This is a genomic window from Schlesneria sphaerica (assembly GCF_044336245.1).
In the GTDB taxonomy this organism is placed as follows: Bacteria; Planctomycetota; Planctomycetia; order Planctomycetales; family Planctomycetaceae; genus Schlesneria; species Schlesneria sphaerica.
This window is the reverse complement of sequence record NZ_CP172346.1, coordinates 6,445,863-6,472,548: the sequence shown is the minus strand read 5'-3', so window position 1 is coordinate 6,472,548 and position 26,686 is coordinate 6,445,863. Positions and strand designations below refer to the sequence as shown.

The 26,686-nt window shown below is 56.0% G+C and carries 20 protein-coding genes; 11 read left to right on the top strand and 9 right to left on the bottom strand.

The features are described from left to right. Window positions 1–894: 894 nt before the first annotated feature. The 4 genes from ACGY09_RS23240 (at window position 895) to ACGY09_RS23225 (ending at window position 4,197) form a co-directional block, all read left to right on the top strand. Window positions 895–1,410, top strand: coding sequence for a carboxypeptidase-like regulatory domain-containing protein (locus tag ACGY09_RS23240; RefSeq protein ID WP_373652587.1), 516 nt, complete (start codon window positions 895–897; stop codon window positions 1,408–1,410). A gap of 93 nt (window positions 1,411–1,503) precedes the next feature. After that, window positions 1,504–2,442: a DUF1559 domain-containing protein gene (locus tag ACGY09_RS23235; protein WP_397569625.1), complete on the top strand. Its 939-nt coding sequence runs from the start codon at window positions 1,504–1,506 to the stop codon at window positions 2,440–2,442. A gap of 310 nt (window positions 2,443–2,752) precedes the next feature. After that, window positions 2,753–3,154: a YciI family protein gene (locus ACGY09_RS23230; protein WP_397569624.1), complete on the top strand. Its 402-nt coding sequence runs from the start codon at window positions 2,753–2,755 to the stop codon at window positions 3,152–3,154. Window positions 3,155–3,840: 686 nt separating this feature from the next. After that, window positions 3,841–4,197 (top strand): hypothetical protein, encoded by a 357-nt coding sequence (locus tag ACGY09_RS23225; protein ID WP_373652590.1) that lies wholly within the window; start codon window positions 3,841–3,843, stop codon window positions 4,195–4,197. A gap of 149 nt (window positions 4,198–4,346) precedes the next feature. Here ACGY09_RS23225 and ACGY09_RS23220 read toward each other — a convergent pair whose 3' ends face one another. After that, on the bottom strand, window positions 4,347–5,738 hold the full coding sequence (locus ACGY09_RS23220) for a sigma-54-dependent transcriptional regulator (protein WP_397569623.1): 1,392 nt from the start codon (window positions 5,736–5,738) through the stop codon (window positions 4,347–4,349). Window positions 5,739–6,432: 694 nt separating this feature from the next. Here ACGY09_RS23220 and ACGY09_RS23215 point away from each other — a divergent pair. Together ACGY09_RS23215 and ACGY09_RS23210 are read left to right on the top strand one after the other, a co-directional pair. Next, the gene (locus tag ACGY09_RS23215; protein WP_397569622.1) at window positions 6,433–8,121 is read left to right on the top strand and encodes a S1C family serine protease; all 1,689 of its coding nucleotides are present in this window, start codon (window positions 6,433–6,435) and stop codon (window positions 8,119–8,121) included. A 118-nt stretch (window positions 8,122–8,239) separates the two neighbouring features. Then, window positions 8,240–9,289: a S1C family serine protease gene (locus tag ACGY09_RS23210; protein WP_397569621.1), complete on the top strand. Its 1,050-nt coding sequence runs from the start codon at window positions 8,240–8,242 to the stop codon at window positions 9,287–9,289. Window positions 9,290–9,456: 167 nt separating this feature from the next. Here the strand turns inward: ACGY09_RS23210 and ACGY09_RS23205 are convergent, their stop codons facing one another. From ACGY09_RS23205 to ACGY09_RS23195, 3 genes are all read right to left on the bottom strand, one after another. Beyond that, window positions 9,457–10,152: a class I SAM-dependent methyltransferase gene (locus ACGY09_RS23205; RefSeq protein WP_397571903.1), complete on the bottom strand. Its 696-nt coding sequence runs from the start codon at window positions 10,150–10,152 to the stop codon at window positions 9,457–9,459. Window positions 10,153–10,363: 211 nt separating this feature from the next. Next, the gene (locus ACGY09_RS23200) at window positions 10,364–12,148 is read right to left on the bottom strand and encodes a hypothetical protein (RefSeq protein WP_397569620.1); all 1,785 of its coding nucleotides are present in this window, start codon (window positions 12,146–12,148) and stop codon (window positions 10,364–10,366) included. Window positions 12,149–12,790: 642 nt separating this feature from the next. Continuing rightward, a complete protein-coding gene (locus ACGY09_RS23195; RefSeq protein WP_373652595.1) occupies window positions 12,791–13,600 on the bottom strand; it encodes a glycerophosphodiester phosphodiesterase in 810 nt (269 codons plus the stop codon). A gap of 528 nt (window positions 13,601–14,128) precedes the next feature. On the opposite strand from ACGY09_RS23195, the gene ACGY09_RS23190 reads away from it, so the two are divergent. Continuing rightward, window positions 14,129–16,909 carry an ATP-binding protein gene (locus ACGY09_RS23190; RefSeq protein ID WP_397569619.1) on the top strand — a complete coding sequence of 927 codons (2,781 nt, stop codon included), beginning with the start codon at window positions 14,129–14,131 and terminating at the stop codon, window positions 16,907–16,909. Here ACGY09_RS23190 and ACGY09_RS23185 read toward each other — a convergent pair. Continuing rightward, window positions 16,871–17,491 (bottom strand): biliverdin-producing heme oxygenase, encoded by a 621-nt coding sequence (locus ACGY09_RS23185; RefSeq protein WP_373652597.1) that lies wholly within the window; start codon window positions 17,489–17,491, stop codon window positions 16,871–16,873. The genes ACGY09_RS23190 and ACGY09_RS23185 overlap by 39 nt on opposite strands. Window positions 17,492–17,708: 217 nt before the next feature. Here ACGY09_RS23185 and ACGY09_RS23180 point away from each other — a divergent pair, with 217 nt between their 5' ends. Further along, complete coding sequence (locus ACGY09_RS23180) at window positions 17,709–18,068, top strand: hypothetical protein (protein ID WP_373652598.1); 360 nt, start codon at window positions 17,709–17,711, stop codon at window positions 18,066–18,068. 332 nt (window positions 18,069–18,400) lie between these two features. Here ACGY09_RS23180 and ACGY09_RS23175 read toward each other — a convergent pair whose 3' ends face one another. The 4 genes from ACGY09_RS23175 to ACGY09_RS23160 all read right to left on the bottom strand — a co-directional run bounded on the left by ACGY09_RS23175 (window position 18,401) and on the right by ACGY09_RS23160 (window position 22,409). After that, on the bottom strand, window positions 18,401–18,826 hold the full coding sequence (locus tag ACGY09_RS23175; protein ID WP_373652599.1) for a division/cell wall cluster transcriptional repressor MraZ: 426 nt from the start codon (window positions 18,824–18,826) through the stop codon (window positions 18,401–18,403). Between the two features lie 165 nt (window positions 18,827–18,991). After that, a complete protein-coding gene (locus tag ACGY09_RS23170; RefSeq protein ID WP_397569618.1) occupies window positions 18,992–20,170 on the bottom strand; it encodes a glycosyltransferase in 1,179 nt (392 codons plus the stop codon). Between the two features lie 43 nt (window positions 20,171–20,213). Beyond that, window positions 20,214–21,275 (bottom strand): ferrochelatase, encoded by a 1,062-nt coding sequence (locus tag ACGY09_RS23165; RefSeq protein ID WP_373652601.1) that lies wholly within the window; start codon window positions 21,273–21,275, stop codon window positions 20,214–20,216. A gap of 177 nt (window positions 21,276–21,452) precedes the next feature. Continuing rightward, window positions 21,453–22,409, bottom strand: coding sequence for an outer membrane lipoprotein carrier protein LolA (locus ACGY09_RS23160; RefSeq protein ID WP_397569617.1), 957 nt, complete (start codon window positions 22,407–22,409; stop codon window positions 21,453–21,455). 271 nt (window positions 22,410–22,680) lie between these two features. Between ACGY09_RS23160 and ACGY09_RS23155 the strand changes: the two genes are divergently transcribed. From ACGY09_RS23155 to ACGY09_RS23145, 3 genes are all read left to right on the top strand, one after another. After that, entirely contained in the window at window positions 22,681–23,991 is a 1,311-nt protein-coding gene (locus tag ACGY09_RS23155; protein ID WP_397569616.1) for a hypothetical protein, read from the top strand. A gap of 164 nt (window positions 23,992–24,155) precedes the next feature. Continuing rightward, a complete protein-coding gene (locus tag ACGY09_RS23150) occupies window positions 24,156–24,977 on the top strand; it encodes a hypothetical protein (RefSeq protein WP_373652604.1) in 822 nt (273 codons plus the stop codon). Window positions 24,978–25,192: 215 nt separating this feature from the next. Beyond that, the gene (locus tag ACGY09_RS23145) at window positions 25,193–26,632 is read left to right on the top strand and encodes a hypothetical protein (RefSeq protein WP_397569615.1); all 1,440 of its coding nucleotides are present in this window, start codon (window positions 25,193–25,195) and stop codon (window positions 26,630–26,632) included. The last annotated feature ends 54 nt before the right edge of the window (window positions 26,633–26,686 follow it).

The window sequence follows — 26,686 nt, the reverse complement described above, 5'->3', positions numbered from 1 at the left end:
CACGTGGAGCGGGCTGTCAGCAAGAGCAACGCGTGCGAGGTTGCAACCAGTGAGGAGACTGACAAGCGTCATTATTTCTACAGCAGACAAACTGCGTTTCTTCCTTCGCTCGCTGGCGAAGAAGGGGACGCAGTTTCTGCATTTCGCGTCGAATCAGGATACTCCCGACGTCGGCCTGTTTTTCAGGACGAATTCAGTTTTTATGACATCCGTCAATCTCTACCTGCGCCGACTTTAGGCAGAAGTTGATAAACTTCAGGCAATGTTCGCCATCGTCTGTCCCTTCGTCGGCGTCTTTGGCACGTCTCGGGCTCTCTTTTTGAAGATTTTTGAGGACTTCGGATATCTGAACCGGGGTGTTGCTTAAGTCTTCAGTGACCCTGCTCAATAAACGAAAGCCCCTTCTACGCAGGGACGGTCACGGACCGGTAAATGTGCATTTTCAACGCTAGCAGCGCTCACTTTCACTACAAAAACAACGGCCGCCGACGTTCACCAGAAATTGAAGCTGTACGGAACCGTCGATTTGGAATGAGCTTTGTTTAGCCCATCCTTTCAGGTCTCGTTTAGGTGGGATGTTACTGACACCCTCCTGATGAACACGCGGAAAAGCCAGCAGTCCCGGTTCGCTACATGAGCGGAACAGAACCTGCTAGTCGGTGTTTCATCAGTGAGCTTTAGTTTCATTAGCAATCGTCGTTCGAACGGGGCTGGAAACCATTACCCTGGATCAGACCGACGAGGATTCTATCCCAGCCACTGCGAGCTGGCTGATGCTTGATGGACAAGTCACCGTTGCAGTCGATGGGCATCCACTCGAGACACAATCGTCTCGCACCATCGATTGCAGACCAAAGACTTAACCGTAGGAACCAGATCAGGATGGGTATTGCGATGAAGTCGTGTAAAGGCGTTTCTTGGTCTGGGTTGAGCCTTCTCCTGATGGGGATGGTCGGTTGCCTTGGCGGGGCTTCCGGACCGCAGGAGCAACTGGTCCCTGTTGAAGGGACGGTTACGTTCGATGGCAAACCTTACGAACGACTCATGGTCACGTTCATGCCCGCGGCAGGAAACTCGGCCCGCCAGGGAGTCGGAGTCACGGACGCCGAGGGGCAATTTGTCATGCATAACTATCAGAACAAGAAAGGATTGCCTGCAGGAAATTACACCGTTGTCTTTTCACTTTGGCTGACCCCGGATGGAAACGTTCCTCCCGAGGATGAGCCTCCTGCCAATAGCCGCGCCGTTCAAGCGATTCCGCCGAGCTGGAATGACGTCTCGAAAGCGGGCGCGCCTAACAAAGTCATCGTCGGTAAAGAGGGGAAGACCGACCTGGTCTTCAATATTCCCAAATCAGGCAAAGGTGGCAGCGCCAGCCCGAAGGGCCCGCCAGCCAACTTCATGCGGTAATACGACGGGCGTTCGATCAGTGCCTTAGGAATTGCTCGTTGCGTTGACGGCAGTTCATTTTCTTTTCGGTGTTTTTTAGGACGAGGGATGATTTTGAGAAATCGTAAAGCATTCACCCTGATCGAATTGCTGGTGGTGATAGCCATCATCGCAGTTCTGATCGCCCTGCTGCTCCCAGCAGTACAACAGGCAAGAGAAGCAGCACGGCGCACGCAGTGCAAAAACAATCTCAAGCAGATCGGTCTGGCGATCCACAACTACCACGACACGTACAACGTCTTTCCCTACGCTGCTTCTTCGGCCGCAGTCAAGAATCAGTCAGGTATCGTCCTGCTGCTGCCTTACTTTGATCAGGGACCTCTGTACAACTCGATCAACCACAACAGCTCGATGGGCGTGTTCGGTGGTCCTCCTCTCGGTGTCGATCCCGTCAACATCAAAGCAGCGAACACCAAGCTCAATGCTCTGCTGTGCCCGACGGACTATGGTCCCCAGTCGATCAGCGATGCCGGCGGTGGCTACTATGGCTGCTCCGACACCCCAGGATCGCCAACGTATCTGACAACCTATGGATTCAGTGTAACTCTCCCTTGGTCCAGCTACGCAGCCCCCTTCACGCAGCAGTTGTGGTCGACCGAAGCCATTCAGGGCCGCGCTCTGTTTGGGTGGTCGTCTAATTCGAACATGCGTGACGCCCGCGACGGAACAAGTAACACCGTCATGGTTACCGAAACCTGTCTGAGTGTTTACAACGGTCAGCCACCCCCATGGTCGTGTCTCGACTGGGTCGGCGGAGCTGGTATTCAGTTCGCCTACACGAAGATCAACAACTGGAACACGGTCCCCTACGGGAACCCTAATATCGTTCCAGGACGCCTGGCCACCTGGTCCATGCCTGGCAGTATCCACACCGGTGGGCTGCAGGTCGGAATGGCGGACGGATCGGTCCGCTTCATCAGTGAGAACATCGATGCACAGACCCAGACCAATCTGGCTCTCATTGCCGACGGCAATGCGATCGGCGAGTTCTAGAGTCTGCCCCCTTGCAAGTTGAGTTTCGTGACGCCGCAGGTGCATGCCTGCGGCGTTATTTGTTTCCCGGTTGGACGGGATGGAGCGTCTCTGGCGTCATGACCAGCATTAACTCGGTGAGCGCAGGGAGTTTTTAACGTCTGGTTCACAAACCTGGCTCAGCGGGATCGACAGCGAGTTGGAAAAAATTCTCCTTCGCCTGTCGATTTCGGCGTGTCTCGTCCGACTCATTGAAGCGGGACCGTATCAGAGACGATACGACTTCCTCATCCCCCAATACGGAATCACCCAATACTGAGCGAGGTGTCAGATGAAGTTTGTCTGTCTCGGTTTTATCGATCAGCAGAAGTTTGCTCAGACGCCACCCGAGGTGGCAGAGAAGCTGGTCCAGGATTGTCTCGCCTATGACGAAGAATTACGGCGGGGAGGCCATTATCTGGGTGGGGAAGCACTGGGAGAGGCCGGGAAGGGGGTCACCTTGAAGATGAAGGACGGCGCAGTCGATGTGACCGATGGTCCGTTTGCCGAAACCAAGGAGACACTGGGGGGCATCCTACTGCTTGAAGCACGCGATCTTAACCACGCAATCTCGCTGATGTCCAAACACCCGGGAGTGAAAATCGGCCCCTTCGAGATCCGTCCCACAAATGAAGAGTTTAATCGCATGATTGCCGAGCGGATGGCGGCTGCCACAGTCGGTCAACCTTCTTAGCTTGCCGGCTGAGATCAATTTCCGCTGTAAACCAGTCGCCTTGTTCATCAGGAATCGTGGCTGTCGTTCCTCCGCAGTCTCATCGCCAGAGACGTTTGCACCGACCTGCCTCGTCGCAGGCCGCGTGATTCTGCCCAGCCTTCAAGCGTCGCTTTCATCCATTGGTGGAAAAACGTAAGGCAAGGTGCCCGCTCCCGCGTCAACTGGGGAGCGGCCCGAGGCGCCGTACAGGGGTGCCCCACATTTCGGAAAGTCGCGAGTCCCATACGACCTCTGGTATCCGATTTGCGTGATACAAACGGACAAAGAGTTACATTCGGAACCATCCCGCGCGAACGTCGCAAGAGTCATCGCGACCGGGAGTGAAGTTACCTCGACGAGACCACTTTTGAGGGCTGTCGCGTTCACACACGAGCAGGGTGAGCGCGAGCATCGATCAATCAGCGGAACAAAAGTCGCTTCCCCTTCGCGACTAACACCGCTGTTTTCAATATCCGACCAGTGTCGTCTCAGAAAAAGAACTTTCCTGCGATCCAACACTGGTCGGTTTTCCATTCAACGCCACGCATCCTGCGAGTTGAGCCAGCAATCTGGATGACAGCCGACCAAGGGATGCGATTCGAGTCGAAAGAAACCGCTACTGAAATTTGATCCGTCCCGATCTGTCCCAATTCTGGAGATCCGCCATGAACCCAAACCGGCTCGAACCCTTCGCAGAATCCACTGAGAAAGGTGGCCACCTTGCCATCAGTCAGGAACAGATCGACGAAGCGATTGAAATGATGTGCAATGACCCTGAAGTCGTCGATCTCACGCAGAAGCCACTCGATCTGGCCATCATCATCGCTAACAAAGCCAAGCAGTGGATTCTCGCAAATAGCGCTGAAAGCTGTCGCGAGGATCTGTTACGAGAGTTCACGGAGGAACGAATTCTGGACATGCGAAACCAGGCGTTGAACCTGATTTTTGACAAGTTCCCCGACACGAATGCTCCTCCTCCGAAGTCATCCTCGCGACGCTCGCACTCTGCATCAAAATTCTGAGCGCCGCCTCTCGCATCCGACTGGCGAGGCAGCGTCAGGCCCTCGCCAGATGAGGTCTGGAACTCCTTTAAGCGGACTATCCCAGAGAATTGTTTGGGGGCCGGTGCGCCCCGCTCCCCAATCCGTCTCCGTCTCCATTCAGGCGGTTCTCAGCTCAGGAGTTGGCGTTCGAAACTAATCCCGTACTTCTTCATCTTTTTGTAGAGCGTCGTACGATTGATCCCGAGCGAGTCCGCTGTCTCCTGTCGATTCCATCCATGAGTTTCGAGTGCCTCGATGATAAGTTGTTTTTCGGGGTCCGCCAGCGCCGATTTCAGATGATTTCCGACTGCCCCGAAGCGACCGCCTAACTCAGCGAAGCTATCATCACGCCGCAGACTTTCTGGGAGATCGCCTGGCTGGATCACAGTGTTTCGAGTCAGGACGACCGCTCGCTCAACCGCGTTGACGAGTTCGCGCACATTACCCGGCCAGCGATACCGCTGCAGCAGTTCCATCGCTTCCTGACTGAATCCGGCGACCCCTTTCCCGGTCTGGATGACGAACTCCTGGAGATAGTGATCAGCCAGCAGCGGAATATCGCTGACACGTTCACGCAGCGGAGGCTGCGTCAGCGAGACGACATTGACGCGGTAGTAGAGGTCCTGCCGGAACTCTCCCTTCTTGACTGCCTCTTCCAGATCGAGATTGGTGGCCAGAATCATCCGGACGTCAACCTTCTGAGTCTTCGTAGAGCCAACTGGTTCAAACTCGCGATCCTGCAGCACACGCAGCAACTTCACCTGCAGACTGGGCGAGGCGGTGCCGATTTCGTCCAGGAAGATCGTCCCGCCGTTTGCCTGCAGAAATTTGCCTACCTTGTCATGGTTGGCACCCGTGAACGCTCCCGCCACATGGCCAAACAATTCGCTCTCCAGCAGCGAATCGGACAGTGCTCCGCAGGCGACTTCGACAAACGGTTTATCCCGACGGTTACTCATCTGATGAATGGCGCGTGCCGTCATGGTCTTCCCCGTGCCTGATTCGCCGAGAATCAGCACAGTCGTTCGCATGTCAGCCACACTCTCGATCAGGTCAAACATCTTCAGCATGCGGTAGTCGTGACCGACGATGTTGCCAATACCCAGTCGCTGATTGACAGCCTGTTTCAACTGTTGACTGTTCGTCAGCATCTGCTTCTTGCCGAGGGCCCGGCGGAGAGTAAAGTTTAATTCCTCTTCCACGATCGGCTTGGTCAGATAATCAAAAGCTCCCAGTCTGATCGCTTCGACGGCACTTTCGATGGTCCCCAACCCCGTGAGCAAGATTACCTGCGTCTGCGGGACGAACTGAGTCGCCCACTCCAGGAGTCGGAATCCATCCTGATCAGGAAGATTCACATCGCAGATGACTGCATCGAACGGATAATCCTTCATCCGCCGGATCGCATCTTCACAATTCTCTGACGTCTCGGCCCGATATCCCAAGCTACGCAGAGAATCGGCCATCGATTCCAGAAGGAGTTCGTCGTCGTCGACAATCAGGAGTGAACCTTGAGTCATTGCAGTATTACTTTTCAAACGTAACACGGGAAAACGGTAAATCTTTTCAGAGACGTTCGCAATCAGGCCCAACGGCACGAGAGACCGGCGATCCGTGTTGCGAGCACGCCGCAGGACAGGCGGAACGCAGCAATCTCAGCATCACCAAACCGGACTTCACCCCCGAATCAGGATTTTCCCAAAACAGGACCGCTTCCAATTGCAGGGGTCTTGTCACCTTGGCGAAGCAGGCAAACAATTCGTGCTGAGGTCTCTGCAAACATAGGTCACCGTGGCGAGTCGTCAACATTTTTGGTCGGAAAATGTTGACGGAACTCAACGTAAGTCATACTTGAGGCAGGCCACCGCGTTTTGAAGGTCCTTCGAGATCCGTAAATCTGTCTCTTTTTTCAACAACATCCCTTCCCGAAGGGGCAGCGATACGCGAACCTGATTAATGGCCCTTTCTCGATCCATTCAAAAGAGGGTGCATGTCCGTCAGTTCAGAAAGAAAGCTATGACAAGTCCACGGATGCCTCGTCAGTCGTGCCCGGACACCCACCCAGGACATCGCCGCTCGTGCGACAATCGGAGGGAAGAGGGCTCGCTAGTGGACCCAGCCAGGCCATCAAGCAGCAGACGTGTCATTGCAAAATCGTTCCTGCTTCAGGCTGTCGCAATCTGCTTCTTGATTCGCCTGAGTGGATTGCCTGTCGTGGCTGCCGAATCGGATGTTCTGCTGGCTGAGCAGCAGCGGACCGAAGTGGTACGGAAAGCTGCGCCGACGGTGGTCGCCATCTTCTCTCCCGATGGAAACGGCGGGGGGTCGGGCGTGCTGATCAGCCCAGACGGGTACGCATTGTCGAACTTTCACGTGACCAGCGCCTGTGGCGAGTTCATGAAGTGCGGATTGAACGATGGTGCCCTGTATGACGCAGTGATCGTCGGGATTGATCCAACGGGGGACGTCGCACTGATTAAGCTGCTGGGTCGGGACGATTTCCCGTACGCGCCTTTAGGTGATAGCGATACCGTGGCGGTAGGAGACTGGACCTACGCAATGGGAAATCCCTTTCTGCTCGCCACCGATTTTCAGCCGACGGTGACATACGGGATGGTCAGCGGCGTCCATCGCTATCAGTATCCCGCCGGAACATTCCTGGAGTATACCGATTGCATTCAGGTCGATACTTCGATTAATCCGGGGAACTCGGGGGGGCCACTGTTCAATGCAAACGGTGAATTAATCGGGATCAACGGACGAATTGCCGTCGAAAAGCGAGGTCGCGTGAATGTCGGCGCCGGTTACGCGATCTCCATCAACCAGATTAAACATTTCATGGATCTTCTGCGTGGAGGCCTGATCGTCGATCACGCCACGCTCGGAGCAACGGTCCGCTCCGGACCCGACCGGACTGTACTTGTCGATTCCATTCTGGAAACGTCTGACGCTTATCGTCGTGGTCTGCGAGAAGGTGATGAGGTGGTCTCATTTGCTGGTCGCCCGATCGGCAGCGTGAATCAGTTTAAAAACATTCTGGGGATCTATCCGAAAGGCTGGTCTGTCCCGCTCGTCTTCCGGCAGGAAGGACGAAAGCAGGAAATTCTGGTGGAACTTGCAGGCCTTCACCGATCTTCCGAACTCCTCATCCCCGAAGGCCCCAAGGTCCCGCCCCCTCGTGGAGAGGGCCCGAAGTCGCCGGACGATTCTCAGCATGCGGAAGCCCAACTCCCGAAAGAAGAACTTTCAGACGAATACAAAAAGCTGTTCGTCAAGAAGAAAGGATTCGCCAACTACTATTTCAATCAGCATGAACAATCGCGGGTGCTCTATGGCCTGCAATCGTTCGCTCAGTGGAAAGGGGAAGGGACGAATTCTGCCGCGGCCAAGTGGATTATCAACGGCCGAACAACGGACAGCGACACATTTCAATTCAAGCTGCTGCCGCAGGCACTCTCGGCTCAATTTACGAAGCGGGCTCCCGGGCTACAGACTCTGGACGGCGCCGAATTCAGCGACGAACCTCCTGGAACTGGCGGACTTCTCGGGGCGCTTTATCAGTTGAAATTACTCCTGACCGAAGGAGTGACAGCATTCAATGAATCGACCTATTCGGGCAGTCAGCCGCTCGATGCTTCTCCGTTCCTGGTGGATGTCCTCACAACGAAAAAATCGACCGTGGAATGCCGCTGGTACTTCGATAAAACCGATCCGCGACTCGTCGGGTTTGATACGCTGATCGGACCGGACGCGGACGCCTGCAAAATCAGGTTTCTGGAGTTCGGCGATTTTGAAGGCCGTCAATTCATTAAGCGATTTTCTGTCCGCTATGGTGACACCATCTACGGCCAGTTCGATGTTCAAACAATCGAAGTCACTCAGCCGAACGAAGCACGAAACTGACATCGTACAGACCGCTCAGCGAGAGAGACCTGGCAGGACCGGCAGAAATCCTCTGCCTCCTGCGGCGTGTAGTCTGCTCTCACTCCCAATCCTCCCTCGATTAATAAAGCCAAAATTGATGAGCACGAGGACAAACCGATCCTTGAACCTGGCCTGGTTGGCATTCAGCATTCTGGCCTTCGTAAACACCGGGTGGACTCAGTCGACAGCTCAGACGATCGCCACCGTTTCTCCGAAAGTCGTCAAGATTTTTGGAGCAGGGGGAGCGAAAAACCTCCACGCCTATGGATCAGGTTTTCTGGTCTCCCCCGAAGGGCACATCGTCACTGTCTGGAGCCATATTCTTGACAGTGACACGGTAGCAGTTGTACTGCATGACGGGCGTCGATTCGAAGGCCGCGTCATCGGGGCAGAACCTCCGCTGGATCTGGCCGTGCTGAAAATCGAGGCCGAAGGATTGCCGTACTTCGATCTTTCGCAAAGTGCCAATGTCGGCTCGGGAACTCGCATCCTGGGGTTCAGCAATGCCTTCAAAGTTGCCACGGGAGACGAACCCGTCTCGGTCATTCACGGAGTCATCGCCGCAAAGACCACGTTGACAGCGCGCCGCGGAGCGTTCGAATCTCCGTATAACGGTCCGGTCTATATCGTTGATGCAGTGACGAATAACTCCGGTGCAGCAGGGGGTGTTCTCACGACCTGGAACGGTCGTCTGGTGGGGATGATCGGAAAAGAGCTTCGCAATACCAAGACCAACACGTGGTTGAACTACGTGATGCCCATCAGCGAACTGAGAGAGACCGTGGAACAGATCATCAGCGGTCGGTTCAACGCACGCAAACCTGACGACGTCGATGAAGACGGCACCCCGGGACGACGCCCCAATCGCTACGATGCCGTGGATTTCGGCATTATCACCATTCCCGACGTAGTTGCCCGGACCCCCGCCTACATCGATCGAATCCTGCCCGGTTCGCTGGCGGAAACGGCGGGTCTGCAAACCAACGACCTCATCCTGTTTGTCGGCGACAGCCTGATCCACTCGTGTCAGACGCTGAAGGAAGAATTGGGACGACTGGAAAGTGGCGACCAACTGAAAATCGTTGTGCGCCGCGACGATCAACTCGTCACAGTCACGCTCCCCGTCCTGCGTAAAGAGAGCGAGTAACTCTCGTACAGAGCAGCGAATTCGGTGCTCCGCCGTCTGGAGTCACCTTCAACAGCGGGTCTGGAACCCGCAACGGAGAGCACGATGGGCTCAAGGCCCCCGGCATCATCGCAGGGGACCTTCGTCTCTGATTTCGTCACCCGATCGGGAAGTATTCTCTGACGCGATTACAGGGGCTTGCGGCCCACGAACCGGTAGTACGGTGCCCGTACCAGAGGCAGGTAAGGGACGGTGCCCCGCTCCTGATGCAGTGAGACGGTCTCGAAATGGCTTTGCAGATACGGGATGTGGTCGGGGCTCAGAAAGACGTTGTCGTTCGCGAACCAGGCCTGCCACATCGTGCGTGTTGACCAGGGGTGCTGCTTCAATCCTTCCGCAGGCCATTTGCGGGCCACGAAGAAATCGACAACGCCAAAGGTCCCCCCTGGTTTCAGCAGTCTCAATGCGTGATCAATCGCCAGGAACCAGTCGGGAATCATGGTCAACGAGTACGAACAAGTAACGACATCCACGCTTCCCTCGGGCGGAATGAACTTGGTGGCGTCGCCATGGACGGTTTCAACATTCTTCCAGCCACGGGCCGCGATTCGCTGATCGGCCATCTTCAGCAGGGAGGTGGAAAGGTCAACCAGGTAAACTTTCGAAAACTCATTCAGACGCGGGCCCCAGTTCTCGGCGTTTTCACCTGTTCCGGCACCCAGGTCGACCCAGATCCCACCAGGAACAGTGGGCAGCGAAGCAAACATTTCTTCCCGTCCGTGCAGCAGACGTTTGCGGAAGGCGTCGTAGCCATCTGCCTGACCGGAATAGAAATTCTCGAGTCGCTCTTCGTGAGTCTTCCCACGTCCTCCTGTCACGGCCATATGCCAAAGAATTTTGAGGTCACTGAAAAATCCGCCTGAACTCGCCACAGAACGTTCCTTTCATTCGACGTGCACTGTTCCGAAATACTTTCGTAGCAGAACACGGAATAAAAAACACTGCTTCGCGGAAATCCACGAAGCAGTGAAATACAGACTTCATCAATTCGGCTCGGTTGCAAACTCGCTCCGCAGCCGGGTTACTTTCACTGAATCACTTCAACTGCTTGGCACCATCGGCAACGATCGAACCCATAAACTTCAGGACGCACTCGCTGACTTCGACAAATCCTTCGATCTTATTGTCGTTCCGACGAAGTTCACCCTGAATCAGGGATTCGCAATTGAGCATGGCGTCCGATGCCAGCTTTCGATATTTCTCTAAATCCTTAACCTGCTGTTGCTGGTCTTTCGTGAGACCGGGCCCCGAAGGAAGGTCTTTTTGAATCACTTCCGCCAGTTTTACAATTTTGCCCAGTTGCAACTGGTAGTTAACGAACACGGGATTCGCCTTCTCAGGTGCGGGCTTGGCCGCCTCATCAATGGCCGCCTGCAGGTGGGTCAGACATTCAACCCCTGCAGCACCCCAGATCGCATCGCCGCTAGTTCCGACGTAGACCTTGTTTTCGCCAGGAAAGACTTTCTGGAAAGCTTCGATCCGGCTTTCAGGAACCGTCAGCTCGTGGATTTTTACCCCGGCATGCTCGTGAACGTCCAACTTCACCTGCCAGCCAGATTTGAACTGGGAAATGAGCTGCACAATCTCATCGGCTCGCTTCCCATCGACAACTCGGATACCGGTGACCATGACCGTCTTGCCTTCACCCACTTCATGGGCATCAGCAAACGCATCCACGACCCCCAGCGACAAGCCCGATTCGAGCATATCGAGGAAGATGTCTGAAGCCTTGGCAGTCGCATCCTTCTGCGCGTCGGTGTAACCCTTGCGGCTCTTGATCTCGGTCTGAAGGACAGGGCGAACGGCCTTGTAGAATTCGGTCAAGTGCGCCACTCGAGAACTATCGAGCGGGAATGTGATGCGTCCGACGGCGATGGGATTCTCATGCAGGGGGACATTGGCGAAGTAGCTCGGTTTGACAGCAAACTCTTCGACGCTCTTTGCCAGATCGGTTCCCGGCAGTGCCGATATTGACAGCTCGCCGCGGCCGGTTCCGTTAGGGGAGACGGCATTCGTTGTCCAGGTCGCCAGCAAGGCTTCCGTTTCAACGAGGAACCGTTCGGCTTCGTCCAGTTGGTGAACCAGCGCCAACTTTCGCAGTTGGAACGCGTTCGGATCTTCATTCCGTTTGAAGCGGATCAAAGCTTCAAACTGCTTGCGAAGCTCTTGGAAGTTCTCACGTCGCTTGTCGAGACCCGCAGCATCGTTTTTCAGTTCGGCCAGGAAGTCTTTCTTCAGATCGAGCAGCGGCTGAAGTTCCTGAGCGGCGGGAGGACGATTTGCAGGAATCGCTTCCTTGGTCGTGGCCATCCACGCATAGTTTTTGTCGTAACGCAGGAAGAACGGTTTCTTGTTCTTTTCGTTGACCTGGTAGAGTTCCTGGCCAAGGGGCTTATAGAGGTACCCCATGCCGCGCAGGTTTGGCAGGAAGCCCGTGTTCTTCCCCGTCAGATCCTTGACCGGGATGCGTCCTTCGTAGCCCAACTCATCCTTGCGGAATACCAGGTCGAGCGATACGGGTTTCGAGAGATCGACCCCCTGAGTGAACGCGTCGAGCAGGTTTTCTTTGAACGGCTTCCACTGTTTCCGTAGATCGGGTGTGGGACTCAGTTCAATCATCCATTTGAGGTCGTCTTCAGCGGCGCCCAAACTGGGGGCAACGATGCGAAGACGAGCTTCCGGTTGAGCGTAGGCCGTTCCCGCAGCCCATCCAACGAGCGCTACAGAGAAGTAAGCGAGCTTTCGAGCGAACACTGTTGACTCCTTTACCAGTCGTTCGGCAATGGCTCCAGAACGATCGGACGATTGCGATTGAATCATGATGATTTCATCACTGTCCCTGAAACTTCAGTGACAGCTCCACCAAAGTAACTTCCTCGGTGCAATTCGGCCCGAAATTGCGAAGCAAGTCAGGCGAAATCTTAACTGCACGTGGCAACTTGGGGAAGCCGCGTCAACCTTGCATAGGCTTCGCCTGCGCAGTATCCCCAAATCGTCACCCCGCGTTTGGCACGGCTTGACGCACATTACGAGCCAATCGTCAGAGCCGTCAAAAAAAGTTGAGCGATTTCGCGGGAATTCATATTTGACATCGCCAGCACTCTATTACGTTGTGCATTGGGTACAGCAGGAAGGGCGATTGGCGACCGTTGCGTCCGGTTTCCGCCGCTGTTCAGCACAACTTCTCGTCAGGCATCCCACAGATCGTTTTCCGATCGTTTCGACTTCATAGAACACACCAGAGTCGCTTTGATGATGGTCGGAAGAGAGATGACTTAAAAACTGACAAGTTCGTGATACCGGTTTCCTGCCGGGAATGCGCCGTTCATATCGGCAGCCTCGGTTAACCGGGTAGCCGATGCGAGCAGCGACATCAAATGGTCGACAGCCTCGGTGCCGATCCGCTCGAATAAGGGACTTTGATCGGGTCACATGTCGGACGCAGACTCCGGCGTGACAGGGTCAGTGAATTTTCTCTTTCACCTTGAGCACGGACATGGGAATGTCGGTGCAATGAACGTTCACACCCAGGCCCAGACAGAGGTGATAGTCCTGGATCGTGTGTCCCGGCCAGCAATTAACTTTAAAGCCTTGTTTCTGTGCTTCTTTCACCATAGTACGCGAGGTGCCGCTCAGCTGGCAGCCGATATAGTTGACCTTCAGGTCTCTGGCCCGCTTGATGAAATCTTCTGAAAGGGGCTTGCCAGCAATCAGCAGCGTCTGAACATCTTCATTGAGACTGCGAACTTCCTTCAGCGGACGTTCGTCAAACGAAGTGTAGGCGTAGATCGAAGCTTTTGGCCTTTTTGCCTCGGCTGCCTGCACGAGCGCTTTGCAGAATTCGGGAATGCGATCATCCGGATACAGATTCTTGTTACTGACCTTCATTTCCAGCTCAAGATAGACACCGGGCTTGTCGGAGAAGTAATCCAGCAGTTCGTCCAGAAACAGAAACGGTTGTCCCTTCTTGGAAACCACGTCTTTCAGTTCGGCGGCAGTCTTACTTTCGACGGGGCCACTGGCGTTATGTGTTCGCTCAAGACTGTCGTCATGGAGGATGACCAGCACGCCGTCTTTTGTCATACGCACATCGGTCTCAAACCCACGAATTCCTTTGTCGTAACAGGCCCGGAAGGCCGCCATTGTGTTCTCTTCAAACTCATGTGCGCCCCCGCGATGAGCCATGACCAGTGGCCCCGTTTCTTCAGCGAGGGCCGATTGGCACAACAGAACGCAGGTCGCGATCGCAAACAGGGATTTGTTCAAGTTCATCTTCAGAAGTCTCGCATGGCAGAAAAGAAATTGAGTCTTGCAGATCTTATGAAAACCCCCGGTCTATGGGTACCGTTGGAACGACAACGTGCTGGCTGAACGTTTTACCGCGCGCTGTGGTTGATCGATCCCATGTCACACAATTTCAGAGGCATTCCCCGCGTCGCCCGCTCTGCGGTTTCTCCGTTTCGAAGCCCCACCGTGATCCAACCGACGCGCCAAGCCTTCTCAGCGAAGAAGATCACACCGAATGCAGGCCAGCGAATTCTGATACCCCACTCTGCAGGGACTCTTCAGCTTGAGATGTTCTCGAGTGAAGGAGGCTTTGAATGAAGCGGTGAAGTAGGCTTTTCGCGTAAAACGGGAATGCGCGGAGGCGCTCCTGGGCCAGGAAGCGGAATGAATCTGCCCGCTGACTCCCAGTGGCGCGCGAGTTGCTTCTATTCCGTTTGACCATGCTTCCATGCAGTCACGGTGCCGCCATCATAAGATAGCGGTGAACCCTTCGTCCCACGTCACGGGCAGCTTATGAACCCAAATGACCTCAATTTGACCAACTGTGATCGTGAGCCGATACATCAACCCGGCGCTATCCAGCCGCATGGCGTTTTCATCGCAGCGTTGGCAGAGACGATGAGAGTCACCCATGTGAGCGCCAATTTCCTCAAACATTGTGGCGTACCGCCTGAAAAGGTGCTGGGAAGCGGATTGACCGATCTCTTTCCTGCGGAAAAACGGGCCGAGTACTCACAACAGTTATCCAGCGACAAGGCCGGTTCCCTCCCTCAGTACATGGTGACCGTGCAGCTGGACGGCCCGGTCAGCCCTTCTCCCCGATTCTTTGATGCAATCGCACATCGAAGCGGTGAGTACCTATTCCTGGAACTCGAACCGAATGCGGATCACCGCGATCACTCGACCCCTGAGCTTTATCGGCTCGTCCAATCGGCGATCGCGCGAATGCGAGAAGTGACTTCCGTCACTGCGCTTTGTCAGTTGTGTGCTGAACAAGTTCGGCTGATCAGCGGTTTTGATCGGGTGATGGCCTATCGCTTTGACGACGACTGGAATGGTCAGGTGATTGCAGAGACAAAAAGAGACAATCTGGAACCGTTCCTCGGTTTGCACTACCCAGCCTCAGACATCCCCAGGCAGGCCCGCGAGCTCTACACCCGAAACTGGTTGCGATTTATCGCCGACCGCGACTACGTTCCGGTCCCTGTCATCTCGGACTCTACGTTGCCCGATCAGCAACCGCTCGACATGAGTTTCTCCGTACTGCGCAGCGTGTCCCCCATCCATCTGGAATACCTGAGGAATATGGGGGTCGCAGCAACCATGTCCGTCTCACTGATTCGAGACGGGAAACTCTGGGGCCTGATTGCCTGCCACCACTACTCACCGAGATACGTTCCCTACGACGTCCGAACCGCCTGTGAATTGCTGGGTCAGGTCATGTCATTATCTCTCGCCGCAGCAGAAGACCGCGAGAAAAAAATCTATCAGCAAAATGCTGAAAAGATCATCGAAGCGATGATGGTCAATGTCGAGCAGACAGAAGACATCGCCGCGGCCCTTGTTGATCGGCAACCAGATCTTCTGGCACTGATTCCTTCGGACGGTACCGCCCTGATTCTGAACGACCGCATCGTCCGACTAGGCAATACTCCAAGCGAGGAAGTCCTCAAGCAACTCTCGAAATGGGTCGTCCAGCAGAAGTTTGAAGACCCACTTTACGCGACGGATGGACTGGAAACCGTCTTCGGATCGGCACTCCTGGGGAATGTCGCGGCCGGATTCCTCTCGATTTCTCTGTCGCGTTCTCGAGCTCATCAAATCTTCTGGTTTCGCGCGGAAAAAGAGCGAAATGTGGAATGGGCGGGAGACCCCAGAAAGAGTGTTACCAAGGGCTCGGGCGATGATGTGCGACTCAGCCCGCGCGGATCATTTTCGCTCTGGAAGGAAATCGTCCGAGGGCGAAGTATGCCTTGGACGGAAGTGGAAGTGGACGCCGTACGCCGATTGAGGGAAGAGCTGGTTTCCGAAATGATTCGGCGGACGGAAATCATTGTTGCATCGAATACGGATCTGAGACTCGCCAGTGAAGAGCGAGAAAAGGCACTGCAGGCAGAACGTTCTGCACGCACCGAGAGTGAACGAGTCAGTCAGATGAAGGATGATTTCGTTGCCACTCTGTCCCATGAGTTACGAACTCCGCTCAATGCCATACTCGGCTACTCACAACTACTCAAACGGCAGTCCCAGCTTCCCACCGACGTTTCCAATGGCATCGAAGTCATCGAACGAAATGCGAAAGCTCAGGCCCAGATGATCGAGGATCTACTCGACATGAGTCGCGTGATCTCAGGGAAGCTGCGACTCGACCTTCAGGACACGCATCTCCCTTCAATCGTGTACTCGGCGCTGGACACGGTACGGCTGACGGCCAGTGCGAAAGGGGTGCGAATTGAGGCATCAATTGATCCGCTGAACAACTTGCGTACGACGGGTGACCCGCATCGATTGCAGCAGGTGATCTGGAACCTGCTTTCCAACGCGGTGAAGTTTACACCTCGCGGAGGCTTGGTCCAGGTTCACCTCCAGCAGATCAACTCTCACGTCGAAGTATCCGTTTCGGATACGGGACAGGGAATTGATCATGCGTTTTTACCCTATGTTTTCGACCGCTTCCGCCAGGCAGAATCGTCGACCTCGCGAGTGCACGGGGGGCTTGGCCTGGGCCTGTCGATTGTCCGCAGCCTTGTCGAACTCCATGGGGGCAATGTGCGCGCCTATAGCCGGGGCGAAAACATGGGGTCGGTCTTCACGGTCTCGTTGCCGATTCGGGCGATCCATGCTCCAGAATTACCGCCAAACGATAAAGATGCCTCACAGGAAGGGATCGCCACCTCGAGCGGATTCGACCTGTCGGGACTGCGGATTCTCGAAATCGACGACGATGAAGACGCCCGAAATTTACTGCGGCAGGTGCTGGTCGAAAGAAAATGCGAAGTGAAAACCTGTTCCTCGGCCGATGAAGCGCTCGACGTTCTGCGAACACAGAAGTTCGACGTGATCATCTCGGACATCGGAATGCCAGGCAAAGATGGCTTTGAATTCATTCGGCAATGGCGTGCACTTGAGGCTCAACTGAAGCGAGAGAAAACGCCTGCCGTCGCGTTGACCGCTTACGCCCGCGGGGATGACCGCCGACGTGCATTAATGGCGGGGTTCCAGGCCCACGTCGCCAAGCCTGTCGAACAGGAAGAGCTATTGACGATCGTCGCCAGTCTGTCGAACCGTGTGTGATCGATCGAGCGTCTGATCAAACCATCGTTCGAGTTGAATAAAGGTCTGCTGCGCCGCTAAGACCATCGCGTCGCTGTGCTGCGGATTTTCAGAGGCAAACTGAATCACCACTTGCCGAAACTGATCCCACATCAGCCTGACGCGATCGCCGTATGCGTTGAAGAATGCGCCTCCATTAGTTTCGTCGATACCCAGATGCTGAAACAGCAGTCGCTTGATGATCTGACTACCGAGGGTGGAACCTTCCAGAACGTAGAGGCATCCCAGGTTTTGCGGGACGGAGTTCAATGCCGGCAAAGCCACGGCGCAGGGCAGGGAATCAGCATCGATCGACCATAAACGGAGATCGGCGAGCAACAGGGGGACCTTGCATCGAGAAGCGAGATCGAGCCCGACTTGTTTCAGTCCAACTCCATCGAGTCGCTTTTCAATCGGGACATAAAACCCGTAGAAGGCCGCCACCAGTTGCTGGTACGCCTGCAGGGAACCGAGTCGATTCAGAATATCAACCCGCGCCTCCAATCGGTTGTGGAGTTGCCGGGTAGCGGTTTTCAATTGGTCGAGCAGGGGATCACATTCCATTGTCAGGAGAAAGGGATCGTTACATCGGCGGCGCTTCCGGTGACAGATAAAATAATAGATCCCGCAAACCGCAAATCAACGGGCAAGTCAGCCTTCGACGTAAAGTGTGCGGCGCATCGCTAACCTGATTTCGAGTTCACCTGGAAGCACCGTTCTCAATGGCTTGCTTAAACTCGAAGATCGACATCCCCAAGAAGTTGCTTTGAAAGAGAACCGAATGACGGAACTGGAGAATCTCTATCTCGACTTGCTGGAAGTCGGTTTCCTGGTCTTGCGGCAGGCTGTCGATTCAAAAGACCCAGACTGGATCGAAGCTGAAATGGAAATGCTGCATAACATCCCGAGCCTGGTCGGTGAGTCCAATGTGCTTCGACACCATTATTACTGGTTTGGAGAACGTACTCGTTACCTTGAGAGAGTGCTGGCCCGCGAAGGCAACGGTGAACAGGCTTCCCGCATAGACACCTACTACGAACCGATTTGGCGAGAGATGGAACCTCTTCTACTCGAGATGTTTGAGCAGTCCCACTTGTCGTTTGAAGGCGAGGAATCCCCAACATCCCGCCCTGAGATTTGAAGGGTAGAATGATTTCAGTTGACCGGAACCAGCGGCGACCGGCACAACGAGTCGCCTGCGGTTTCGCGGGATGGAAGAGGAGCAACCGACCATTAAGGAGAGAGAGCACGGCGTCCATCTCAGTCAGGAAATGGATTCGGACGTTGGTCTTACGAGAGAGAGTCACTCGCCGCGGGCGGAATCCATTCCGCCCGGCGGCTGCGCCAGGATTGGGCGAATGACCTGTGACGCGATGCTGCCGCGCGTTCTCGTCACATCCTTCCGTGGCCGACCTCATGTCTGACCGCTCCGCATAGCCCGGTAGCCAGCGGGATTCTTCGTGCCCTTCCAATCTACGACATCGCCTTCAAGGCGAGTTGATCAAATTCAGGTGAATGCGTGTTCATGAACGCTTCCCATGCTTCCTTGTCCCACAATTCCGCGTGGTCCTGAACACCCAGCAGATAGACATCGCGCTTCAGTCCGGCGTAATCGGCCAGCCGGTCCGGAATCCGAATCCGACTTTGACTGTCGAACTCCAATCGCTCGGCAGACGAGTAAAACAGCCGCATGTATCGCTGGTGCTCGGGAGCACCCGACAGCCTCGCTGCATATTGATCGAAGCTTTTGGGCGAGTAGACCACCAGCGACTTCTCCGTACCAGGCGCGACAATCAGACTCTCAAGATTTTCTTCCGCAAAATCATCCTTAACGCGTTTGGGAACCGCGAGGCGACGTTTTTCATCCAGCGTGCGGAGATATGTCCCCGTTAGTGCCATTCGTCACCATTCTTCCCCACTTGTCCCCACGGTGGCCCAAATGTAGCAAGGCTTTTCTGTTGTTCAAGCAAGAAACAGACGCGCCGGTCCGTCGGCACTCCAGAGCCGTTCCTAGACCCTTTCTCCGTATTGGACTTACGATTTTGGGAAAAATTTGAGCGCGAGCTAAATCGGGGATCGTTCAAGCAACTCGCGATAGATTTGAGCGTAGGAAGAGACTGCCACTGATGGCGTAAACCTCTTCTGAATCATGTGTTGCGACTCAAACCCCGCACTGGCAAGGAACTCGGGGCGGGCCAGACAGGACTCGATCGCTGCCGCTAACGGGGGGGCTTCACCCGGCCGCACGGTGACTCCGTTGACGCCATCCTGGATCAGCTCAGCGATCCCCTCAACCTCCGTCGCGACCACTGGCAGGCCCGCTGCCATCGCCTCCAGAACGACGTTTGGCATCCCTTCCCACCGGGATGACAGAATGAACAGCTGTGAGGCCGCGAGAAGCTCTGGAACGTCGTCACGTCGCCCCAGGAAGCGAATCTGCCGCTCCAGCCCCAGTCGCTCGACCTGCTGCCCCAAACGATCTGCATCCGGTCCATCACCCACGATCAGGAAGTAGACATCCGCAGGGAGGGGCTTTATCCGCGAGATCGCGTCCACGAGAACATCGAATCCTTTCTGACATTCCAGTCGTCCGACGGAAATGCAGACGCGACTCGACGCAGGGATACCCAACTTCGTGAGGTCGGCGGCGGGGATACCTTTAAACTTGTCTGCCTCAACCGCGTTGGGAATGACGACGAGTTTCCGAGGAGAGAGTCCCCCCTGAGTGGCCGAAAATTCCGCCACCCCGCGGCTGACGCAGACGTTGGTCTGCACGAGAAAGTTCGTCCAGCGATCAATCCAGCCATGCCAGCGATTGCGACGTTCCGCGACGCGAACCCCCGAGACGACGATTTGAATGCCTGCGATCCGGGCCGCTATACGCCCCAGGATGTTCGCGTGAAACAAAAACGTCTGCACGATCGCAGGTTTGAATCTGCGCAGTTCCTTCACCAACTGCCACAACACGCAAGGGGTGCTGCCGAGGCCACGCGCCCCCAGGCACACCACGGTGATTCCGGCGGCTTCGAGTTCATCGACCAGCACACCACGGGGTCCCAGACAGATTACGTGGGGTTCCCAGTGGGTCCGGTCAAGATGGCAGGCCAGTTGAACCAGCGCCCGCTCGGCTCCCCCTCGATCCAGATCCGTAATGCAGAAGGCGATGCGAACAGGAGCGTCGGTCTTGGCCGGTCCACTCTCGTGCAGAGCGGCGTGAGGATCAGCACTTCCCCTTTGCGTCATTAACGACACCTCAAAGATCAATCTGCTGGGATACGTCCCCGAATCAACTGGCTGCAGGCGTTGACGGTGCGGGCCTTTGGGGAATTGTGTAGAGACAGCAGTCGGCAGGACAGACATCGTGGCTGGGACCGTATTGTCCCATCGCCCGACGCTCCGTCCGCAGTCCCAACCGTTCTTCAATCAGTTCACGAATACCTGCGACGAACCGGGGATGAATCCCGGCCGTTGCGGCACGTGCCATCTCAAGACCAATTTCTTCGCAGATGATGCGGGCTTCTTCATCCAGATCGTACAGGACTTCCATGTGATCGGACAAAAATCCGACCGGGGCGATGACGACGGCACGCGTTCCCTCCGAATGGATCTGGCGCAAATGATCGCCAATGTCCGGTTCCAGCCATGGGTCCGTGGGTCTCCCGCTGCGACTTTGATAGACGAGACTCCACCGATCGGCGGGCAGACCTAGCGACTCCGCAATCAGCCGGCAACACTCTTCCAGTTGCTGCTGGTATTTGCAGTTCCGGGACATGGAAAGAGGAATACTGTGCGCAGTAAACGCGATTCTGGCCTGCGTCTGATTCTCGGCCGAAAGCTGACTCAGCGCAGTCCGAATGTGATCGATATTGGCTTCCACGAAGCCGGGGTGGTTGTAGAACACACGCAGCTTATCGACCTGCGGTGCACCGGGGCCGACTTCCTTGCGGGCGTTCTCGATATTCTCACGGTACTGCCGACAACCCGAATATGAGCTGAAAGCCGAGGTGACAAACGCCAAGGCACGACGGACACCGTCCTGTTCCATCTGCCGTAGCGTATCGGGCAGCAGAGGATGCCAGTTCCGGTTCCCCCAGTAGATCGGCAATCGAATTCCGGCGAGTTCGAGTTCCCCGCGCAGCGCTTCGATAAAGTCGCGGACCTGTGCATTGATCGGACTGACGCCGTCAAAATGGTGATAGTGCTCTGCCACTTCCAGCAGCCGTTCACGAGGAACAGGTTTGCCGCGGAGCACATTTTCGAGGAAGGGAATCACATCATCTGGCTTTTCGGGTCCGCCAAACGAAACGACCAGCAGGGCATCATAGGGGCTTGGCTCAGGTTCAGGCACGACGGTTTCCTGCGAACGTTAGGGGTGGTCTCAATGAGCACGCGCTGCGTACGGCAGTCGGGAGCGCCAGGGATTATTGTTCGAGACGGCTCGACGGCAACCCGCACAAACGATTGCTTGAGTATCGATTCCGTCCGTTTCCGGGATCACCGGTTCTACCGGGAGAGCAGCCTCTGGCTACTTGGCAGGGGGCGCGGTTTCGGTGACCCCATTGATGCGATCCAGGTAGATCTTCGTGACGTCCTCGGGAACGACATCAGGAATATCAAACTTGAATGCGTCATCATCGACGGGTGTATCCAGCTCGACATTGCGAAACTCGAGATTCACGAGCGGCCGTAGTTTCTTCGATTCCGGCTGTCGCTTGAGATACAGCAGCCGTTCGGGGAACAGGTTGTCTGAGTTCACGTACAACCGCATCAGGTCGGGGACGAACGCGGGTAGCGAGTTATCTTTGCCCTTGGGGAATCGCTGAAGGATTTCGCTTTTCCATTTCCCTTGAATGATCGTCCGCGGTCCCCCCTCGCTCGCTTCTTCTTTGATGACGTCGAAGTCAACGGTCCGTTCCAGCGAGGCCAGCAGCGCGTTTAAACCCCCAAGCCCCAGTTCAGCGTTCAGTGTCGAATCAGGAATGCTCTTCTTGCTGGCGGCAGCGGCAGCCTTCTGTATCTGCAGGACGTTCCGCAGAGTCACCCGCTTGAGATCGGGCAGCGTCAAAACGGTCCACAATTCCTTTCCGTCGCAGACTTCAAGAATCTGCCCCGTCACACCCTGATCGGGAACGACAGAGTAGTTCAACATCAGCTTCATCCCTTCCGCCGAGTTCCCCGACGAAAGGTATTGCCCTGTGATTTTGAACTGCTGGTCGCCGATTGACACGCTTTGACTCAAGTCCGCTTTCACAGACTGGTGGGTCTGCAGTTCCTGCCGGACCTGCTTGAAAAATTCCGCAGGGTCTAATTGGCTGGCGGGGCTGTTTCCCGCCGGGGCTGCTTCGTCCTCTGTCTGGCCTGCAACGAAACCCGTTGGATATCCAACAGTTACGACAATCGCCACGGAAAGAGCAGCGGCGAGGGTCAAACTAAGCAAGGTTTGTGGGCGATTCGGAATATGTCGGATTTGCCAAAGATGCAACGCAGTTCCTTCCGAAAAGAGAAGAGCAGACCAAGGTGCCACGATAGACCAGTTAATGACGTGTTGCGAGTCCGTTCAAATGAAATCGAATCGCGACGCCCGGCATTCTAACTGGAAACGGATGCACAGGTCGACGGAAAAACGTGTCACAAGGCTAAACAGAAGGGATTCGACAGGACCGGCGACGGGACGATGTGGCGAGAGGCTGGCAATAATGGCTGACCATCAAGATATCGACACTGTTTCGCAGCCTGTCCCGAGAGGGATCGCAATGAAGCTGTACTTTCTCGCATTGGGCACGGTCGTCGTAGTGTGCGTCGGCTGCGCCATGGACGGTCATCAAGAGCATGCCCGGAGCTCAGGATTGGGAGGCCCCAATCTCGCAGGATTGAATCACCACGCGGGGAATAAGGGAGAATACCACGCTCCCCCTGCCGCGATGATGATGCGTCCCGGTCCGATGGTCGATGGACCCGGACCCGGCGTACTGGCGATGATGGCCAGTGGTGGTGGGGGGGGAGTTGGAGGAGCGCCGTGCGGACCGAATGGTCGCACTTTCGCCCCGACCAGCTCGCAGGTCCGGTTCATCGGACCGGATGGGATGAGCGTGGGTTGGCAGGTTCCCAACGGCTATGCCGAGCACCAGCTCGTCACACCCGCCCGGTACAACTTCATGCAGGGTGCGACCTATCGCCTGAAGTTCAACGGGATTCCAGGTCGCGAAGGGCTGACGCTCTATCCGACCCTTCAGGTGTATCCAACACACCCGAACACCGAGGCCTATCTCGCACACAACAGCGTGCCACTGCAACTGACGGAAGAAGACCTCGATCAGATCGAGAGCAACAACTTCGTCACCAAGGTCATCTACCTGCCGGATGCCCGTTTCCAGGAATTGGCGATCGCCAATGTTGAGACCCTGGTCTCGACACGACTCGATCCTGGGGTCGATCCGATCCAGGAAGCCGACAAGCGAGGCACCATCATGGCTGTCCTGCGAATCGGTAACATGGACCTCGAAATGCAAGGGAGCCAGGGAGTCGGTCCCCTGACTTCCGCGGATGGAGAGCCTGTTGATCAGGTTCACTACCAGATCGACGGAAACCGTGGAGAAATCGTTCCCCCCATGCCAATCGGTCCTGCAGGCGGCAGTGGATACGGCCCAGGTATTCCTGGTGCAATGATGGTGGCTGGTTCGGGAATGCCCGGAGCCCCCATCTCGGGCGGTAACATGCCACCATGGGGTATGCCCATCACCGGAACACCCATCGGACTTCCCGGTCCTCCACACATTCCGCTGGGTGGCCCCGCTGGTCTGAAATCGCACACCGTGCGAAATCGAACCCGCATGGACCTGCCCAAACCAGTGGACCACATGCTGATCGACGTCAAACACGAACCGGGCCTCAGCCTGCCTGAGCCTGTCCGGTACGTCGAATACACCGAGAAGCATCCCGTCTACCGCCCCGGCGAGCTCTCCAATCCTGCCTGGAACGCTCCGGGCGCAGGTCAGCTTCGGGCGATGGGACCCGGACAGGGATTCGGACCTTCCGACGCCTACTGTCCCCCCGGAATGCAATAACGCCTGACAGGACATGCGATCCACTCAGCCCGGATGCCTGGTGCATACGGGCTGAGTCCCTTACATCGCAAGCAGGCTGAATCAGTTGAACACGCTGGGCACACTTGCCCCGCACATACGTCGGACCTGATCGTCAACGGCACTTATCCCAAAGGCGAATTATCGTGAACCGGATCTCGTTGATCCTCTGGCTCTCACTGATTGCCACACTGACGATGCCGGTACTGAAAGTCTCGGCACAGCAGTACCCTGCCGTGGGTGGGCGTCAGTTTCCACTCAATCAAATGACGCCACCTGGAACTTACGCCCAATGGGCGATGAACGTGGGTCGGGGAACACCTGAATACTTCCAGCCCGTTCGCGTCTCATTACCCACATCCGGAACTGTGACGTTCTACGAAGGTGCACAGCACCGCTCGTACGACGCCATCGCCCCGGCTCAGGTGAGCCTCGTCGTGGGGCATGTTTACCGACTTCGCATCCACGACATGCCTGAGTTCCCTGGAATCGACTTTTATCCCTCGATCGAACTCGTCGACCGGCTTCACCCCCCGAACTGTAATGTCGAAGACTTCCCGATCGAATTCGAACTGACGCTGGAAGAACTCGAATGGGCCGCGAACGGACGCCTTGTCACAAAGGTTGTCTACCTTGAGCAACCTGACCGGGTTCCCCCCTCAGTCCTGGACGCTCAGCCCCGTATTACGACCATCGAACCCTCGCGTAATGCCTTGGCGGAAGCGGATCTGCTAGGACGTCCCATGGCGATTGTCCGGCTTGGTGGCCGAACCCCAGACCCAAACCAGCCTGATCCGACGTTCTTCGGTCCTGGCGGCCCCATCCGCATGCAGCAACCCGAGGTTCTCGCCGCCATGAAGGCCCGTCGAACCAACCAGGTGAAACGGCCCGCCAACGCGGGCGTCGTCTCGGTCAAGAAAGTCAAAGTCAGCCACAAAGAGACAGAAGCACGCAGCCATCTGGATTGAGGGCACAGGAAAATCCTGTCGCCTGATCGACGTACAACGGACAACAGAGTCACTTGAATCACACAGAACCCGGCTGCCTGAATCAGCGGCCCTGAGACAGGTCAATCGCGCTGATCTCTCATTACGGCCACGTTATGACTCAGCGCTGTTCACCCTTGATGGTTCCCACCATTCCGAACGAACTTGCCCACAACGCAATTAATGCAGGTCCTCGCATGATCTCGTTATCCCACCGATTCGGACGCACGCTGCTCGGCTGGAGCGCCGTCGGCCTTGCGCTCAGTTGCAGTGCCTGTGCAACGGGTCCTCACACCCGAACCGCCGCGGCGAGAAACAAGCCCGTGCAGGCGATCTATAACGAGGTATCAGAAGCTCCGTCCAGACAGGGCCTGGGATCCACAACCGCGAAGAGGGCTCATTCGACCGACATCCAGCAGCTCAGCCACAACCAGCCTGAAGCGGGTGTCGTAACGATTCGTAAGGCCCCTTCGGTCGACCAGGTCAGCCATACGGGAATGACGGAAGCGAGCGTGCGGACTCAGTCTCCGGATGACGTTGAAGCAGCCGCATTCATTCATCGCCATCGCGGTCCACTGGGAACCGCTCCCGGCGAGTACTGCGACCCCGCGGAAGCTCCATTCGATATCGAATGTCTGCCGTGTGAGCCTCGCTGGGCTGCCGCGGGACCTCATCCCCTGGCACCGGGCATGACGGCCTGCGATGTATGCAATTTGCCCTCGCCAGAAAATTACGCGGACGAGTACTTGTGCGACGGAGGCGATCGGGAAATTCCCGTCCATTACGATGCACACTTCCGCCGTGGATTGGAAACCGAAGACACGATTCTGGAATACACGAACCGAGCGGGCTTCGAACGGATCAGACCGTCGAACCGCGTCTGCATCTACGCCCCCCGATTCGCGTCCGTTCGGACGGTGAGTCGCCCACACGAAGAATCTGTCACCGACGAAGTGGCCGGGGTCGGTGCACTCGCTTCGACAGGCGGGATGCATACTCGACTTCGCGCGGCCCACAGTGTGAAACGAGAGATGACCGGCCGAATTCATGTCCGTTCGCGAGCCAGTGGACTGGAAAGCGAAGCTCTCCAGGGAACCGTCTCGCAACTCCGCAGCCCCTCCGTGCATGACAAGCTGCTGAATGTCTACCAGTCGCTGACGTTTGTCCGCTTCGGCAAGATTGAAGATTCGGACACCGCACGGCTGAACTACGGTATCCAGGCCGCCTCGCTCTGGACGCGTGAAGAGTATCCAGTCATCGAATCCAAAACCGACATGGCTCTGGAAGGGCACTTCGAACAGTCGACGGCCGTCTACACAGCAATCGACGACCGTGAGTCACCTGAAGATCTGCGGATCGTCAAATTTGCAGACAAGAATACGGCGGTCTCCGGAGACGAAATCGAGTTCACCATCCGATACGACAATCTGGGAGGCAAGGAAGTCTACCATGTCCGTATCGTTGATAACCTGACACCACGTCTTGAGTACATCGACGACAGTGCCACCTCGGACCGCGACGGTCGACTGGTCCTGCAGGACAACGGCGAAGGATCCCAGATCCTGGTCTGGGAGCTGGACAAGCCTCTGCCTCCACGCACGGGCGGGGTTGTCACCTTCAAGACCAAGGTCCGCTGATAAGGGGGCCCGGGATTGCGCCGGATGCGGTCATCCAAACCTCATCCCCACATG

Coding starts and splice junctions, on each gene's coding strand:
- ACGY09_RS23240 (WP_373652587.1), top strand. CDS start 895: ATGAAGTCGTGTAAAGGCGTTTCTTGGTCTGGGTTGAGCCTTCTCCTG.
- ACGY09_RS23230 (WP_397569624.1), top strand. CDS start 2,753: ATGAAGTTTGTCTGTCTCGGTTTTATCGATCAGCAGAAGTTTGCTCAG.
- ACGY09_RS23225 (WP_373652590.1), top strand. CDS start 3,841: ATGAACCCAAACCGGCTCGAACCCTTCGCAGAATCCACTGAGAAAGGT.
- ACGY09_RS23220 (WP_397569623.1), bottom strand. CDS start 5,738: ATGACTCAAGGTTCACTCCTGATTGTCGACGACGACGAACTCCTTCTG.
- ACGY09_RS23210 (WP_397569621.1), top strand. CDS start 8,240: ATGAGCACGAGGACAAACCGATCCTTGAACCTGGCCTGGTTGGCATTC.
- ACGY09_RS23205 (WP_397571903.1), bottom strand. CDS start 10,152: ATGGCCGTGACAGGAGGACGTGGGAAGACTCACGAAGAGCGACTCGAG.
- ACGY09_RS23200 (WP_397569620.1), bottom strand. CDS start 12,148: ATGATTCAATCGCAATCGTCCGATCGTTCTGGAGCCATTGCCGAACGA.
- ACGY09_RS23195 (WP_373652595.1), bottom strand. CDS start 13,600: ATGAACTTGAACAAATCCCTGTTTGCGATCGCGACCTGCGTTCTGTTG.
- ACGY09_RS23190 (WP_397569619.1), top strand. CDS start 14,129: ATGAACCCAAATGACCTCAATTTGACCAACTGTGATCGTGAGCCGATA.
- ACGY09_RS23185 (WP_373652597.1), bottom strand. CDS start 17,491: ATGGAATGTGATCCCCTGCTCGACCAATTGAAAACCGCTACCCGGCAA.
- ACGY09_RS23180 (WP_373652598.1), top strand. CDS start 17,709: ATGACGGAACTGGAGAATCTCTATCTCGACTTGCTGGAAGTCGGTTTC.
- ACGY09_RS23175 (WP_373652599.1), bottom strand. CDS start 18,826: ATGGCACTAACGGGGACATATCTCCGCACGCTGGATGAAAAACGTCGC.
- ACGY09_RS23170 (WP_397569618.1), bottom strand. CDS start 20,170: ATGACGCAAAGGGGAAGTGCTGATCCTCACGCCGCTCTGCACGAGAGT.
- ACGY09_RS23155 (WP_397569616.1), top strand. CDS start 22,681: ATGAAGCTGTACTTTCTCGCATTGGGCACGGTCGTCGTAGTGTGCGTC.
- ACGY09_RS23145 (WP_397569615.1), top strand. CDS start 25,193: ATGATCTCGTTATCCCACCGATTCGGACGCACGCTGCTCGGCTGGAGC.